General features: G+C 42.0%; 11 protein-coding genes. 5 read left to right on the top strand and 6 right to left on the bottom strand.

The features are described 5' to 3' along the window. Window positions 1-4: 4 nt before the first annotated feature. From relA to dgt, 3 genes are all read right to left on the bottom strand, one after another. Window positions 5-2236, bottom strand: coding sequence for a GTP diphosphokinase (relA, locus tag FVA72_RS05495; RefSeq protein WP_094960957.1), 2232 nt, complete (start codon window positions 2234-2236; stop codon window positions 5-7). A gap of 16 nt (window positions 2237-2252) precedes the next feature. Further along, on the bottom strand, window positions 2253-3584 hold the full coding sequence (rlmD, locus tag FVA72_RS05490; RefSeq protein WP_110592256.1) for a 23S rRNA (uracil(1939)-C(5))-methyltransferase RlmD: 1332 nt from the start codon (window positions 3582-3584) through the stop codon (window positions 2253-2255). 175 nt (window positions 3585-3759) lie between these two features. Then, window positions 3760-5286, bottom strand: a complete 1527-nt coding sequence (gene dgt / locus FVA72_RS05485) for a dGTPase (RefSeq protein WP_110592257.1) — start codon at window positions 5284-5286, stop codon at window positions 3760-3762. 257 nt (window positions 5287-5543) lie between these two features. Here dgt and mtnN point away from each other — a divergent pair, with 257 nt between their 5' ends. Both mtnN and btuF read left to right on the top strand, forming a co-directional pair. After that, window positions 5544-6236, top strand: coding sequence for a 5'-methylthioadenosine/S-adenosylhomocysteine nucleosidase (gene mtnN / locus FVA72_RS05480; RefSeq protein WP_036958290.1), 693 nt, complete (start codon window positions 5544-5546; stop codon window positions 6234-6236). Between the two features lie 68 nt (window positions 6237-6304). Next, a complete protein-coding gene (gene btuF / locus FVA72_RS05475; protein ID WP_165119659.1) occupies window positions 6305-7135 on the top strand; it encodes a vitamin B12 ABC transporter substrate-binding protein BtuF in 831 nt (276 codons plus the stop codon). Between the two features lie 177 nt (window positions 7136-7312). Here btuF and erpA read toward each other — a convergent pair whose 3' ends face one another. Then, complete coding sequence (gene erpA, locus FVA72_RS05470) at window positions 7313-7657, bottom strand: iron-sulfur cluster insertion protein ErpA (protein WP_004260480.1); 345 nt, start codon at window positions 7655-7657, stop codon at window positions 7313-7315. Window positions 7658-7870: 213 nt separating this feature from the next. Here erpA and hemL point away from each other — a divergent pair, with 213 nt between their 5' ends. After that, window positions 7871-9160, top strand: coding sequence for a glutamate-1-semialdehyde 2,1-aminomutase (gene hemL, locus FVA72_RS05465; protein WP_110592616.1), 1290 nt, complete (start codon window positions 7871-7873; stop codon window positions 9158-9160). 667 nt (window positions 9161-9827) lie between these two features. On the opposite strand, the gene mrcB is transcribed toward hemL, so the two are convergent. Together mrcB and hrpB are read right to left on the bottom strand one after the other, a co-directional pair. Then, entirely contained in the window at window positions 9828-12344 is a 2517-nt protein-coding gene (mrcB, locus tag FVA72_RS05460) for a bifunctional glycosyl transferase/transpeptidase (RefSeq protein WP_110592259.1), read from the bottom strand. Between the two features lie 182 nt (window positions 12345-12526). Further along, window positions 12527-14986, bottom strand: coding sequence for an ATP-dependent helicase HrpB (gene hrpB / locus FVA72_RS05455; protein WP_110592260.1), 2460 nt, complete (start codon window positions 14984-14986; stop codon window positions 12527-12529). Between the two features lie 100 nt (window positions 14987-15086). Here hrpB and sfsA point away from each other — a divergent pair, with 100 nt between their 5' ends. Beyond that, window positions 15087-15797 carry a DNA/RNA nuclease SfsA gene (gene sfsA / locus FVA72_RS05450; protein ID WP_004260493.1) on the top strand — a complete coding sequence of 237 codons (711 nt, stop codon included), beginning with the start codon at window positions 15087-15089 and terminating at the stop codon, window positions 15795-15797. Window positions 15798-15992: 195 nt separating this feature from the next. Then, complete coding sequence (gene dksA / locus FVA72_RS05445) at window positions 15993-16448, top strand: RNA polymerase-binding protein DksA (protein ID WP_004260494.1); 456 nt, start codon at window positions 15993-15995, stop codon at window positions 16446-16448. The last annotated feature ends 179 nt before the right edge of the window (window positions 16449-16627 follow it).

Raw genomic sequence — 16627 nt, 5'->3', positions numbered from 1 at the left:
AAAATCACTGGGAATGGCGTTTTGCCTCAATAACATCCGGCAACTGATTTAATTTTGCTAACACCCGGCTCAGCACCTCAATATTATACAGCTCAATTGTCATATCTATCGTTGCCAATTGCTGCTTCACATCGCTGCGGCTACTGACGCCAAGCACATTAACCTTCTCATTAGCTAATATTGTCGTGATATCACGTAGTAGACCACTACGGTCATTGGCGACAACTCTAACCACGAGAGAATAACCACTGGAATAGTTTTCTCCCCAAACTGCATCTATCACACGTTCTGGCGCATGACTTTGCAGCTCAGCTAATTGTTCGCAATCCGCACTGTGAATAGAAATACCTCGTCCTTTCGTGATAAAACCGACAATTTCATCCCCTGGAATTGGCTGGCAACAACGTGCAATATGGTGCATTAGGTTACCAACCCCTTCAACCACCACTCGACCACTACCATGGGATGGTGCTCTTGGGAGTGAAGACTTACTTTCTAATGTCTTCATTGCCGCGCGGTCTTCTTCTTCTGCGGTGGCTTTGTTAAATTTGCTTTGCAGGAAATTCACTAATTGGTTGATACGAATATCACCACCACCAATTCCTGCTAAAACTTCATCCAATGAGTGAACATTATAGCGCGCGATTAGCAGTTTTTCGGCCTCTCGGAGGCTGATATCAAGCTGCGATAATTCGCTATCAAGAATTTGGCGCCCTGCGAGAATGTTTTTATCTCTATCTTGTTTACGGAACCAATTTTGGATTTTGGCTCGTCCACGGCTGGTTGTTACATACCCTAAGTTAGGATTTAACCAGTCACGGCTTGGGTTTGGATGCTTTTGAGTGATAATTTCAATTTGGTCACCCATTTGTAATTGATAGCTAAATGGAACAATACGCCCACCTATTTTTGCACCAATACAACGATGGCCGACATCACTGTGAATGTGATAAGCGAAATCAAGCGGCGTCGAGCCTGCTGGCAAATCCACCACATCCCCTTTTGGGGTAAAAACATACACTCTGTCATCAAACACTTGGCTACGAACTTCATCTAGCATTTCGCCAGAATCTGCCATTTCTTCTTGCCATGCAATCAGCTTACGTAACCACGCAATACGGTTTTCGTAGCTACTTCCTTTGCCAATGCCAGTCGCGCCTTCTTTGTATTTCCAATGCGCCGCAACCCCCAGCTCTGCATCTTCATGCATTTGACGGGTACGAATTTGAATTTCAAGTGTTTTGCCGTTTGGCCCTAATACCACTGTATGAATCGATTGATAACCATTAGGCTTTGGATTCGCCACATAGTCATCAAACTCATCAGGAAGGTGGCGAAAATGGGTATGAACAATTCCTAATGCAGCATAACAATCCTGCAAGCGTTCAACGACAATACGCACCGCTCGCACATCAAACAGTTCATCAAATGCCAATGATTTTTTCTGCATTTTACGCCAAATACTGTAAATATGCTTAGGTCGGCCATAGATATCTGCTTGAATATTCTCTTTTAACATGTACTTACGTAAGGTTGTTACGAAAGTATCTATGTACTCTTCACGGTCAATACGACGTTCATGGAGGAGCTTTGCAATTTTCTTATATTCATCGGGATGCAAATAACGAAAACAAAAGTCTTCTAACTCCCATTTTAACTGCCCAATTCCTAGGCGATTTGCTAAAGGAGCATAAATATTTGAACACTCTTTTGCAGCTAAGACGCGCTCATCTTCCGTTGCATCTTTGACTTCACGTAAATGAGCAATTCGTTCCGCTAACTTAATAACAACGCAGCGGAAATCCTCTACCATTGACAGTAGCATACGACGAATATTATCGACTTGTGTCGAGCTGGTTTCGCTTGATTGTGTTGCTTTGAGTTGGCGGATCGCATCCATTTCCAGCACGCCTTTAACAAGTTCGTGAATGGATTTGCCAAATTCCTCAATAACTTCTTGTTCTTCTAACTTCCCTTCTTCCACTAAGGGGAAAAGCAAAGCCGCTTGTAAGCTGCCGATATCCATACTTAATGTCGATAGGATCTCGGTCATTTCAATACCGCGCCACAGCAACAGAGGGGCGATTTCTTGTCCGGCTAATTTATCGTGACAATATTGCCAGGTATGGATGAGCTTTTCTTCTGATTGTTTATTGCTCAATCCCAGGCCGTTAACCCACTTTTCTGGGGCAAACTCACCTGCTGGGGTAAGATGCGCACTTCTTACTGCAACCATATATTCTCCCTACCTATTAAACCTCTGGGCGACGGATAAATAACGCCATTGACTCTAAATGGCTAGTTTGCGGAAACATATCTAGCATCCGCAACTGTAATAATTGATAGCCCCCATCGAGTAAAGCTTTGCTATCTCTTGCCAATGTTGTGGGGTTACATGAAACATAGACAATTTTTTCTGGCATCAGTTTAATTAAATGTTCTATAACACCAGCAGCTCCAGCCCTAGCTGGGTCTAATAACACTTTATTAAAGCCATGAACTGCCCAAGGTTGTGTGTGTATCTGGGCTTCTAAGTTTTCATTATAGAATGTCGCATTACAAATAGTATTGAGCTGTGCATTGTTTCGTGCCTGTTCGACTAAATTTTCCACACCCTCAACACCCACAACAGATGTCACTAACCGTGCAATTGGCAATGTAAAGTTACCCATTCCACAAAAAAGATCTAATACCCTATCTTCACTGTTTAGATCTAACCATGCTAAAGCTTGTTCTACCATCTGCTGGTTAACTTGCCCATTCACTTGAATAAAATTTAACGGATTAAATTTTAGTATTTCCCCTGCAACTTGATATTCAGGTTGTGGCGAATTTGGTGACAGAGCCTGTAAGTTTTCATCATTACCCGCTAACCAGATAGACACTCCGTGCTGATTTTCAAAATCGCTTAACTTTTGGGTATCTGATAACGAAAAAGGGGTTAAGTAACGAATCAATACAATTTTACAATTGTCTGCACGAATAAGTTCTACATGGCCCAGTTTCGATTTATTACTGAGCTGGTTAATACATTCAGAAAGTGGTTTTAGTAAGATATCCAAATCAGGGGACAAGATAGGACAATTTTTTATATCAACCAATGTGTTAGATTGAGATTGACGAAACCCCATAACGACATTTTTACTTTTAGGCTGATACTGTAGACCTAATCGAGCTCGACGGCGGTAACCATATGGCTCACCACTAATCACCGTGGGAACGGATATATCTAGCGATGTTTCGCGCTGCATCAAGTAAGCTAAAGCATGAGCTTTGCTTTCTCTTTGCAGTGCAATGTCAACATGTTGCTGTTGGCACCCTCCACATTGGTTAAAATAACGGCACCGTGGTTTTACTCTTTGTGGGCTAGTGCTCAAGCGTTTAGTCACCTTCCCTTTAGCAAAATGCCGCTTCTCTTCCGTCAATTCAATTTGTGCTTCTTCTCCAGGCAATAAACCTGTTACAAAAATGGTTTTTCCTTCGATACGGGCAACACCTTGCCCTGCAGCATCAAGGCTATCAGCTACAACCGTGATTTGACGGCGTGAAGTGGTACGGCGATTAGGAGAGTAAAATTGAGCCATAAAGTAGTCACTACAGAGTATTAAGTTATAAAAATCATGATCGCCGGATTTTCAATTTTAATGCGTTGCTTTTTTCGCTAATTAATTCAGAAAAACGGCCAGTCCCATTATACCTGTTTTTCCTATCATTTGATTGACTACTTTTCCATTTTTATTATGTCATTCAATTATTATATTAGTTACTAACCATAAATTTACGATATTCTTCATAGGCATAGTGGTCTGTCATACCACTAATATAGTCTTGAATCAAACGAGCTCGATAATAAAACTCCAGAATAGATTTATCTGCTTCATTCGTTGCAGAAATTTTCTCAAGTGCTTCCGTGTAAGATAAGCGATGCTTATTAGATAATTTATGGAACAATCTCGTTTCAATGAAAAAGTGCTTGTGGTAATTTTTTTCAACGAGCTCAGCAAAATCCCTTCTATTCATCATCAGTAATGGGCTATAAAAATCTAATAACCCACTGATAATTCGGTAGCCTTGCAACTCTAACTCTTCAACTTCATGGTGGTTAAATACATGTTTAAAAGCCACTGTTTTCAATACTTTCAGTAATCTATGTTCTGGGCTTTTATCTTCTAACAAAGCGCTGTTAAAAGTGCCATTATAAATTTCAGGCAGATTTTTAATAAACTGCAGTGCACTGTAATGAGACAACTTCCCTGTAATATTCACGCGCAAATACATAAAGAACTGATCTTGCTGAATACGCCTTGTGTGGTTGTCACTGATATTATTGAAAGCTCGCATGACAGTTTGATCGAACAAATCATTTTGTTCAATATCACCCCACTCTGCTTTTAAGTACTCAATCAACTGCTCAACAGTAAAAATGCCTTTTTCCGCGGCATCATCTAAATCAGCAATACAATATGAAATATCATCAGCCGCTTCCATAATATAGGACAGAGGGAAACGGCAGTATTTCTCCATATCGAGTTTTTTGGTTAACTCACTGACAAAGTCCACCTCTGACCAATAATAGCCTGGTTTTTTCATCAAATAATCAAACTCAGGGGGAATTGGCTCCAAATCATAAGCTCCACGCGTATATTTTAAGATAGAACCAATTTGTGCATAGGTTAAGTTTAGTTTGAGTAATCGATGCGCCATGCGCAGCCCTTGCGCATTACCTTCAAATGAGCATAAATCCTGCTTTAATTGACGGCGGAATAAATCTTGCTTTTCATTTCCAGTTAACTGTAATGCCGGTATTTGGCATGGGTCAGGGGAATTGGGTGTATATAAGTAACTTGGCGACAGTAACTTGGTAAACCACTGTTGAATTGCGGCCTCACCAAAGTGCCCAAATGGTGGATTACCGATATCATGCATTAAACAAGCCATTTCGACTAAGCTTTCAAACGCATCACAACGTTCATCTAGCCCATAGGACTCCAGTAATTTTTTCTTTTTTAATTCACCTAAAACCGTTTTACTGATGTAACGGCCAACCTGCTGAACCTCTAGTGAGTGAGTTAATCGGCTACGCACTGCTGCGTTTTGCTCTAAGGGAAAAACTTGTGTTTTTTGTTGTAAGCGGCGAATGGCTGCTGAATTGATAATCCGCCCACGGTCACTTTCAAATAAGCGATTAACCGCATCTTCATCTTTAGATGAAATTTTTTGGTTTTTCGCACTGCTCATGTAGTTACGCTGAAAGTTTAGCTTCTTAACAAAATTAATCTCACCCACTCTGCCACCTTCCCTATTTCGATTGATGTTTCATTATATAGCCTAAATACAGGAAAAAACCTTCACGACTCACCTTTCAATGTTACACTTCGTGCATCTTTGTAATTTCGTTGTCAAAATTCGAGTTGTTGCAATTAAAATTGCGAACCCACTCGAAGAATGCAGCAATAACACAATAAAACATTATCGTCCCTAGTCAAAATATTGACACTATATTGACATTAATAGTGCAAATTGTGCAGGGAAAAGGAGACAAAATGAAAGTTGGAATAATTGGCGCCATGGAACAGGAAGTGGCGATTTTGCGCTCACAAATTGAAAACTGCCAAACTATTAACCGTGCTGGCTGTGAGATTTATACAGGCCAAATTAATGGCGTTGACGTTGCGTTATTGAAATCAGGTATTGGAAAAGTCGCAGCCGCAATCGGTACAACGCTATTATTAGAACATTGCCAACCAGATGTCGTGATTAACACAGGTTCCGCAGGTGGTTTAGACCCTCGTTTAAACGTCGGCGATATCGTGGTTTCTACAGAAGTTCGTTATCATGATGCTGATGTGACCGCATTCGGTTATGAACCCGGCCAAATGGCACAGTGTCCGCCAGCTTTCGTTGCTGATACTAAGTTAATTGAAGTTGCTGAGCAGTGCATTAAGTTATTGGATATGAACGCTGTTCGTGGATTAGTCTGTAGCGGTGATGCTTTTATTAATGGTGCTGAGCCACTGGCGCGCATCAAAGCGATGTTCCCACAAGTTGCGGCAGTAGAAATGGAAGCCACCGCGATTGGTCAAGTATGTCACCAATTTGGCATTCCATTTGTCGTCGTTCGTGCCATTTCAGATGTTGCAGATAAAGAATCCCACACGAGCTTTGATGAGTTTTTACCTGTTGCTGCCCGTCAATCTTCCCTGATGATCACTGCAATTTTAGCTAAGCTCGCTTAATCATTTGCACAAAAGGTATAACTATTTGTTAGTTATACCTTTTAATTAATTCTACGATGAATTTTGTTATGAAACGAATAACGCATTATTTTTCCCTTACTATCACCTTATTATGTGCTTTATTGGTGGCCTTTTCTGCACTAGGAGCGGCAAAGCAGCGCGTTATTAGTTTATCACCGGCCAATACTGAACTTGCTTATGCAGCAGGGCTTGGAGATAGCTTAATTGCGGTCAGTGCTTACTCCGATTACCCAGAGCAAGCAAAAAAATTAGAACAAGTCTCTGATTGGCAAGGTTTAAATGTAGAACGTATTATCGCACTTAAACCTGATTTAATCCTCGCATGGCGAGGAGGTAACCCCCAGCGGCCTCTTGATCAACTCGCAGGCCTCGGTATCCCAATTATTTATTTCGATCCTCAAACTATTGATGATGTCATCAACTCAGTGATTGAATTAGCACAATACAGCCCAACCCCAGAGATAGCACAACAAAATGTTGAAAAAATGCGCTCTAGGCTCGCTCCTTATCAAAAAGAAAAAATTTCTAATAAAAAATCAAAGAAAGTGTTCATTCAACTCGGTACTCAGCCTTTATTTAGCGCAGGTAACCACACGCTGCAAAATGATGTCGTAGAGTTTTGTGGTAGTGAAAATATTTTTGCTAATAGCGCTGTTCAATGGCCTCAAGTCAGTCGTGAGCAGGTGCTCACTCGCAAGCCAGATGTAATTATTATGACTGGTTCAGCCGAACAGGAAAAAACAGTGAAAAAATTTTGGCACTCACAGCTCAATGTCCCAATTATCCGATTAAATGAAGATTGGTTTCACCGAGCAGGCCCAAGGATTGTTAATGCGACAGAACAACTGTGCGAGCAGTTAAACGCATTATCTGATTGAGAATTACAAATTACAAATTACAAATTACAAATTACAAATTACAAATTACAAAAATTTTCTAAATAGTTCGAGTTGTGGCAAGGCGGCAAATGAAGATATCTCGGGGAGCATACATTAGTATGTGACCCGAGTAACTGAATGAAGCCAACACCGCCACAGCTCGAAATATGACGAAAATTAGACGCTGAAAGACGAACCACACCCACAAGTAGACTTAGCATTCGGATTGGTCACAATAAAGCGCGAACCTTCTAAGCCTTCAGTATAATCAACACTTCCACCCACTAAATATTGTAGGCTCATTGGGTCTACGACAAGAGCAACACCTTGTTTCTCGATTGTCATATCGCCTTCATTGATCTGATCATCAAATGTGAAACCATATTGGAAACCGCTGCATCCGCCACCAGTGATATAAACACGCAGACGCAGGTTTGGGTTGTCCTCATCAGAGACTAGATCTTTAACTTTAATTGCTGCCGCATCAGTAAATTGCAAAGGCAGAGCCGCATCATCACTCATTTTTTACTCCAAACCGGTGACCGGTAAATTCATGTGTAGGCTAAAACCTACTCAGATCAATTAACCTAATTATCCGCCACTTGACTAAATGGTTCAAGTGTTGTTACGCAATTAGACACATTGTGCATATCTTCGTATCAACATTTGGTTTAATTGGTGTGGTGCTTTAGAATGAGAGCAATTTTTTTCTTAGCCTCTTTCTGGAGCCCTGCGATGTCACAATCTGAAAAACTTTACGCACAAGCAAAAGAACAAATTCCTGGTGGTGTAAACTCCCCTGTTCGTGCTTTTAATGGTGTTGGTGGAACCCCATTATTTATTGAAAAAGCGGATGGCGCTTATATTTATGACGTTGATGGTAAAGCCTATGTAGATTATGTTGGCTCATGGGGACCAATGGTTTTAGGCCATAACCATCCTGAGATCCGTGATGCCGTGATCAAAGCGGTTCATAAAGGATTAAGTTTTGGCGCTCCGACTGCTGCTGAAGTTGAAATGGCTGAATTAGTTTGTGAACTAGTCCCCTCTATGGATATGGTACGCATGGTAAATTCAGGCACTGAGGCGACCATGAGCGCAATTCGCCTAGCTCGGGGTTACACAGGCCGTGACAAAATCATCAAATTTGAAGGCTGCTATCATGGCCATGCAGATTGCTTATTAGTCAAAGCAGGTTCTGGTGCGCTTACTATGGGCGAACCAAACTCTCCTGGCGTTCCTGAAGATTTTGTAAAACACACATTAACTTGTACCTATAATGACCTGTCTTCAGTCCGCCAAGCATTTGAAAATTATCCAGAAGATATTGCATGTGTCATTGTTGAACCTGTTGCAGGAAATATGAATTGCGTACCACCAACAGCTGAATTTTTACCTGGTTTACGTGCATTATGTGATGAATTCAATGCCGTACTCATCATTGATGAAGTCATGACAGGCTTTCGCGTCGCATTAGGTGGAGCACAAGATTACTACGATGTTCAACCTGATTTAACCTGTTTAGGTAAAATCATCGGTGGTGGTATGCCTGTTGGTGCCTTCGGTGGCCGCCTTGAAATTATGGAAAAACTAGCACCAATTGGGCCTGTTTACCAAGCAGGGACCTTATCTGGTAACCCTGTCGCGATGGCTGCTGGCCTCGCTTGCTTAAAAGAAGTCTCTCAGCCGGGAGTCCACTCACGTTTAAATGAATTAACAGAAAAGTTAGCTCGTGGTTTAAAACGTGTTTCCGCAGAGCAAGGTATCCCGATGGTTATCAATCACGTCGGTGGCATGTTTGGTATTTTCTTCACCGATGCCCCAACCGTAACTTGCTACCAAGATGTGATGAAATGCGACGTTGAGCGCTTTAAGAAATTTTTCCATTACATGTTAGAGCAAGGTATTTACCTCGCGCCTTCTGCATTTGAAGCTGGCTTTATGTCTATCGCCCACAGCGATGAAGACATTGAGAAAACTATCAAAGCCGCAGAAACTGCATTGATGAAAATTAAAGAGAATTAATTCACATTGATGTTATAGAGGTGAAATTTTATCCATTTTCACCTCTATTTTTTTATAGTTAAGAATAGATAACTCTAGGTTCGACACCACAATTCCCTAACTAATTAGTATTCAAATAATTAGCCTTTCAAATAAGCAATTCGCCAACTAATTAATTCTCTAAAGAGTTCGAGTTGTGGCAAGGCGGCAAATGAGGAAATCCCTAGGAGCATACACAAGTATGTGACTAGGGTTGACGAATGAAGCCAACACAGTCACAACTTGAAATATGACGAGAAGAGCCTTACACCACAATTCCCTAACTAATTAACATTCAAATAATTAGCCTTTCAAATAAGCAATTCGCCAACTAATTAATTCTCTAAAGAGTTCGAGTTGTGGCAAGGCGGCAAATGAGGAAATCCCTAGGAGCATACACAAGTATGTGACTAGGGTTGACGAATGAAGCCAACACAGTCACAACTTGAAATATGACGAGAAGAGCCTTACACCACAATTCCCTAACTAATTAACATTCAAATAAGCAATTCACCAACTAATTAATTCTCTAAATAGTTCGAGTTGTGGCAAGGCGGCAAATGAGGAAATCCCTAGGAGCATACACAAGTATGTGACTAGGGTTGACGAATGAAGCCAACACAGTCACAACTTGAAATATGACGAGAATTTAGGGATTATTGCCAAACATATCCTTAACCCAATCCGGCGCATCATCTTGTTGCTCGCCATTATTACCATTTAAGTCCCAGACCGGGGCTTGCTCTTCTGACGCTTGGCATAACCCTTCTGGGTTATCTGTCCAAATCGGCAACATTCTACCGCCGCCGAAGTTTGAGCAACTTAATTGGCCGTCAGCAGTGACTTGCATATCAACAATGCCCTCTGGTGCACGGTTGATAAGTGCTAATGGCGCTTGGTTATCTAAGTAGCGTTGGTACACTTTCAGTGCGCCTGTCGCACCTGTTAATTGTGTTGGACCGTTATTATCACGGCCAACCCACACAATCGCCACTTCTTTGCCATCAATACCTGCATACCAGCTATCGCGTAGATCGTTAGTTGTCCCTGTTTTACCGGCTAAATTATACTTGGCGTATTTGGTCAATAAGACTCTGCCCGTACCTTGTTTAACCACTTGCTGCATACCATACAATGTGAGGTATGCCGCTTGGGAAGGTACTGCTCGCTCTGCTGATGGGTAGCTTTGGTAAATTTCATTGCCATCTCCATCAATAACAGAACGCAATGCAGATAATTTCGCACGATTACCGTCACCACCAATGGTTTGATAAACTTGAGCAACTTCCGCTGGTGTTAGGTTAACTGCACCTAATAACATCGCAGGAACTTTTTCCATGGCAGCCGCAGGAGCTCCTAAGCGTACAAAAGTATTAAACACTTGGTCTAAACCGACCTCTAGCCCTAAGTTTACCGTTGGGATATTTTGTGATTTTGCCAAAGCGTCAACTAACATCATACGGCCGTTGAAATTACGGCTGTAGTTTCTTGGGCTCCAGTTTTGATTCCCGACTTTTACTGTTAGTGGCTCATCTTTTAACCATGTATTTAAACGAAAACGGTCCGGTTCACTTAGTGCAGCGAGGTATACCGGAGGTTTTGCCAGAGAACCAATGCTGCGCCGTGCATTTAACGCACGGTTAAACCCTGAATATTGGGGCTGAGAACCACCAACCATAGCGCGTACTTCGCCATTAATGCGGTCAACTACCACCATTGCACCTTCTATGTCATCTAATTTACGAGATTTACGTAAATCAGCGACACCATTCTCAACTGCATTTTCAGCCGCAGTTTGAGCCACAGGATCTAGAGTGGTAAAAATTTTCGCACCAGAGAGTTCTTTAACTTTATCGCCCAATTTTTCATTGAGTTCTAAACGGACCATTTGCATAAAGGCAGGTTGAGAAGCCACTAGCCCTTCTTTATTTTTCACACCGAGAGGCCTTGCGCTCAGTACCTGATACATTTCTTGGTCAATCACACCGCGTGTTTCCAAGATTTTCAGTACGATATTACGGCGTTTAATCGCATTTTGTGGCTTAGTCCAAGGGTTATACGTTGATGCCCCTTGCACCATACCGACTAATAACGCCTGTTGATCAAAACTTAGTTCGTTGATTGGACGACCAAAGTAATACAAGCTCGCTAATGGGAAACCACGAATTTCATCATTACCATTTTGGCCTAAAAAGACTTCGTTTAAATACAGCTCTAAAATGCGCTCTTTGCTGTAGTTGTAGTCCAGTAAAACCGCCATGTACGCTTCATTGGCTTTACGTTTTAATGTCCGTTCATTGGTCAAAAAGAGATTTTTGACTAACTGCTGAGTTAAGGTACTTCCCCCTTGAACAGAGCGTCCTGCACTTAAGTTAGCAACAACAGCACGGCCAATAGAGTACAAACTGACCCCATCGTGCTCATAAAAGTTTCGATCTTCGGTTTCTAGTAAGATTTTAACTAAGGACTCAGGAAAATCAGATATCGGTAAAACTAACCGTTGCTCATTATTCGCCGACTGCATCATCGTGATCAGTTTCGGGTCCAAGCGGAAAAAGCCAAATGAGCGGCCATTTTCCATATTTTCAATTTTGCTCAACGCGTTATTATCAAACACCATACGCGCGAGTATTTGCCCTTCTTTTTGATCAGGGAAATTGAACGGTCGGCGTAAGATTTCGATACTATTACCGCGTACTACAAATTCGCCCGATGTCGTTATTTTACTCACCTTACGGTATTGCATACCTTCAAGCAGGCGAACCATTTCAGCCTGGCTGTAGTCCATGCCCGGTTCAAGATTAACCATCCGGCCGTATACTGCGGCGGGTAAGTCCCAAACCTTACCATCGAGACGTTCTTTAATTTGTTGGTTTAAATAAAAACCATATGCCGCGAGTAAAACAGCAAACACGATCATCAGTTTGACTAGCAGCCAAAACCAACGCCATTTACTTTTTACCTTCCGAGGCTTGTTCTTTTTTGAGCCTTTTTTAGCCATTTGCTCTTCTTCATCATCGAGATATTGTTCATCAATATCATCATCTTCAAATAAATCTTCATCGTCATAGTCATCGCGGTCTCTACGGCGGCGAGATGAAGACTGTTTTTTCCCAGCAGTTTTTTTATTACGTCTGCCGATCGGTTCAAAATCTTTACCTGACATGGTCACTCCATATCACATGACAAAATAACTTAATAACTCACTAGTTACGCCAATTTAGTGGTTAATTTTGGCTCATAACCTCAGAGATTTCACCAAAGAAAGCTCTTAATTACATTTCCTTACTCAGGTTAACGCATCGATAACCTGAATGAGGAAACCCGCTATTAGAGCACAAAAATAGGTTATTTCGCACCCATCATCGCTTTTTTTGTTTGTCTCGTTGGCGCAGTATTTGCAGGGTCATCCGGCCATAAATGCTTTGGATAACGCCCTTTCATCTCTTTTTGTATCTCTTTATAGCTGCCCTGCCAAAATACGCCAAGGTCTTGTGTAATCTGCAATGGCCGCATCGCAGGAGAAAGCAAAGAGAGCGTAATAGGAATTTTCCCTTGTGCTACTGTCGGGTTCGCTTTTTCCCCGTACATCTCTTGCATACGAATAGCTATCACTGGTGGCTTATCTAACGAATAGTGAATACTTACATCATGTAAAGATAGCGCTCGATAGGTCTTCGGAAACATACTTTCTAACCACTGTTGCTGCTGCCAATCTAATCGATTGATTAATAAAGAGGCTAAATCAATCTGCTGTAGTTTTTGCTTATTTGTTATGCCATCAAGATAAGGTTCAAGCCATTCATCTAACGAATCTAATAGCGCTATATCATCAAAATCAGGAAAAGCAATATCAGGAAAATACCGCTTAGCTAGCATGCAGCGAATACACAATTGCAAAGCATCTTCTTGCCAATTTAACTGCTGCAAGCCATTTTGCTTCAACCAATAAACCAGCGCTTGGCAAATCTCAGCCTTATCAGGGTTGCTCAAACGTTCTGATTTCACTACTAATTGGCCACATTGCAAGCGTTTCCAAGCTAATAAGGTCCCTTTTTGTTCATCCCATTCGACCGTTTCTTGAGTGTTAAATAAAGATGGGCAATCTGCTTGTAATCTGTCAATTTCAATAGGGTAAGCCAAGGAAATACGCGCATCCGCCATATTTTCGGGTTGCCATAAAGACACCACCATTAACCACGACTCTCCCATTAGCCTATCCGATTCACCCAATATTGCCCCCAAACCACTCGCTAATTGATAGCGATGTTGGTTATCTCGAGATTTCGCAATGCGATCGGGATAACCCACAGCTAACAACGTTGGTAACCACTCACTAATTAGCGCATCTTGCTGACCAATGGTACTCAACACTTTTTGTTCGCAAAGTGCTGATGCTCTCTTGCACCACCCCTCAGTTGGCCTTTCTATATAATAACGAAGATCCGCATCTTGTTGACGAGGAGGTTCCTCGATAATCGCCACCAGCAACGCAGCTAATTGAATAACATGCTGATTTTGGGTTTGTTGTGCCTTACACAGCATTGCCGCTGTTCGCACTGAACTGCCTAACACCGCCATCTGCTGCCCAAAAGGCGTTAACTTACCAGCCACATCAATGGCACCTAATTGACTGAGTAAATTTTTTGCCGCAGATATCGCAGGTTTCGGGGGTAAAGTCAGCCAATTGAGCTGTGCCACGTCGTGACAACCCCACTGTAATAAAGATAACCATAAGTTGCTTAGGTCACTTTGTGCAATTTCAGCCTCGCTAAATTGAGCCGCACGTTCAGCTTGCTCTTCACTAAATAAGTGCCAACAAACACCTGCTTCTAAACGGCCTGCTCGACCGGCTCGCTGCGCCATCGATGCTTGGCTGATTCGCTGTTTAATGAGCTTTGTCAGTCCTGTTCGTGGGTTGAACTGACCCACACGTTCAAAACCACTGTCCATCACAAGGCGGATCCCTTCAATCGTTAAACTGGTTTCCGCAATATTGGTGGCTAATACGATCTTTCGCATTCCTTCTGGTGCCAGCTGTATCGCCTGTTGCTGAGCCTGTAGAGATAATGCTCCGTATAAAGGACATAAAAGTATGTCCTCACTTACCATCGAAGCGAGTTCTACTCTTACTTTCTCGATTTCCCCCATACCTGGAAGAAATAATAATAAAGACCCGTGCTCTTGTTGCAATAACTGCCAAGCCGCTAGCGCCACTTCTTTATGGAAGAGTTTATTTGGGTTAATCGGATGATATTCACGTATTACGGGGAACGTACGCCCTTGTGAAGTGATAACTGGAGCATCAGGAAACAACTGATTCAGCCCTTGATCATCCAGTGTCGCTGACATTAATAGAATACCTAAATCTTCACGTAAGGCTTGCTGTGAATCAATTAACAAAGCGAGACCTAAGTCTGCCTGTAAATTTCGTTCATGAAACTCATCTAAAATGACTAAGCCAACCCCTTCAAGCATTGGGTCATTTTGCAGTAAGCGGGTCAATACGCCTTCTGTCACGACTTCAAGACGCGTGTGGCGACTAACTCTAGTTTCAGATCGCATGCGTAAACCAATGGTATGACCGATATCTTCACCAAGTTGCTGTGCGAGGCGAGCCGCTACTGAACGTGCCGCTAAGCGACGGGGTTCCAACATAATAACCCGCCCATCAATAACCCCACTTTTTAATATTTCTAACGGTAAAACCGTTGATTTACCTGCACCTGTAGGTGCATGAAGCAAAACTTGAGGTGAAGCGACTAACGCGGTAAGTATGTCCTCACAAACTTCGAATATCGGTAACACTGAGGTTATCACTCCATGTATTTAACTTTTACTGTCAGACATTGTAGCATTAGCCTCTTTTGCCAGTAAGCATATTACCGACAACGATAGCGGAGATCCCATGGAATTTGAACCCGCCTTACAACCAGCTACTTTAATTAAACGTTACAAGCGCTTTTTGGCTGATGTTACTTTACCGAGCGGCGAAGAAATTACAATTCACTGTGCGAATACAGGCGCTATGACAGGTTGTGCTACCCCTGGTGATACCATCTGGTATTCGACGTCCAATAATACAAAACGCAAATATCCGTATAGTTGGGAGTTAACCCAAACCACAAATGGCCACTTTATTTGCATTAATACCCTTCGTGCGAACCAATTAGTTGCACAAGCCTTAGCCGAAAAACACATTCCAGAATTATCCGAATACAGCGTAATAAAACCTGAAGTTAAATATGGCACAGAAAATAGCCGAATCGATTTCTATCTCACGCAAAATGGATTACCAGATTGCTTTATCGAAGTAAAATCAGTAACTTTACTAGAAAATAATCAGGGGTTCTTTCCTGATGCAGTGACACTTAGAGGCCAAAAGCATTTAAGAGAGCTCATGCATATTGCGAAAGAAGGAAAAAGAGCCATACTATTGTTTGTTGCTTTACACACAGGTATTCACGTAGCATCTGCAGCGGCACATATTGATAAACAATATGCGCTCTTATTGGAGGAAGCGAGACAAAGTGGTGTTGAAGTGCTTTGTTATCAAGCTGATATAACTGTTCAACAAATGGTGTTAAGTAAGCAGATTCACTTTAACTCTATTAAATAAAGTTTTTTTAACCGATTTTTATACGAGGCCGCAGAGTTCTGGGCGCTAAAAAGGGAATAAACACGCTCGCCCTCACAGCATTACAAAACTCATTGCAGGAACGATTGCCAAGAGCGCAGTCTTCTGCTATTTATAGCGACCTTAATTTTTCCCCCTTGGGGTTTTTGTAAAATTTGCGTGTGTAGGAGAAGCATTATGCAAGAAGGGCAAAAACGTAAGACATCGTCCTTAAGCATTCTCGCCATTGCTGGGGTTGAACCCTATCATGAAAAAGCTGGCGAAGAGTACATGAACGAGGCCCAGTTGGCGCATTTTAAGCTCATTCTCGAAGCATGGCGCAATCAACTCAGAGATGAAGTGGACCGGACTGTTACTCATATGCAAGATGAGGCAGCTAACTTTCCAGACCCCGTTGATAGAGCCGCTCAGGAAGAAGAATTCAGCCTTGAATTACGTAACCGGGACCGTGAACGTAAACTGATTAAGAAAATCGAAAAAACGCTGAAAAAAGTTGAAGATGACGACTTTGGCTATTGTGAATCATGTGGTGTAGAAATTGGTATCCGCCGTTTGGAAGCCCGTCCTACCGCTGATTTATGTATCGACTGTAAAACATTAGCTGAAATTCGCGAAAAGCAAATGGCTGGCTAGTGTCTATATGGAGTCCTGAACGGCGCATATTACTGCGCCGTTACAAGGGAACTCTACATCCTGTTATGTTCCACTCAGAGCTTATTCCTTGCGTTAGCTATCACATAAAATCTATCCTTCCCGCATCTTTTTGCCAATTGGTTGGCGATAACGTCCTATCGTGCTCTTTTAAGTAAGAT

The sequence above is a fragment of the Providencia sp. PROV061 genome (assembly GCF_011045655.1).
Taxonomy (GTDB): Bacteria; Pseudomonadota; Gammaproteobacteria; order Enterobacterales; family Enterobacteriaceae; genus Providencia; species Providencia hangzhouensis.
Note: the sequence above shows the minus strand (reverse complement) of the source record. Positions and strands in the feature narration are given on the sequence as shown.

Bases quoted from the DNA above. Each gene is read 5' to 3' on its own strand.
- relA (WP_094960957.1), bottom strand. From the start codon at position 2,236: ATGGTTGCAGTAAGAAGTGCGCATCTTACCCCAGCAGGTGAGTTTGCC.
- rlmD (WP_110592256.1), bottom strand. From the start codon at position 3,584: ATGGCTCAATTTTACTCTCCTAATCGCCGTACCACTTCACGCCGTCAA.
- mtnN (WP_036958290.1), top strand. From the start codon at position 5,544: ATGAAAGTTGGAATAATTGGCGCCATGGAACAGGAAGTGGCGATTTTG.
- btuF (WP_165119659.1), top strand. From the start codon at position 6,305: ATGAAACGAATAACGCATTATTTTTCCCTTACTATCACCTTATTATGT.
- erpA (WP_004260480.1), bottom strand. From the start codon at position 7,657: ATGAGTGATGATGCGGCTCTGCCTTTGCAATTTACTGATGCGGCAGCA.
- hemL (WP_110592616.1), top strand. From the start codon at position 7,871: ATGTCACAATCTGAAAAACTTTACGCACAAGCAAAAGAACAAATTCCT.
- mrcB (WP_110592259.1), bottom strand. From the start codon at position 12,344: ATGTCAGGTAAAGATTTTGAACCGATCGGCAGACGTAATAAAAAAACT.
- sfsA (WP_004260493.1), top strand. From the start codon at position 15,087: ATGGAATTTGAACCCGCCTTACAACCAGCTACTTTAATTAAACGTTAC.
- dksA (WP_004260494.1), top strand. From the start codon at position 15,993: ATGCAAGAAGGGCAAAAACGTAAGACATCGTCCTTAAGCATTCTCGCC.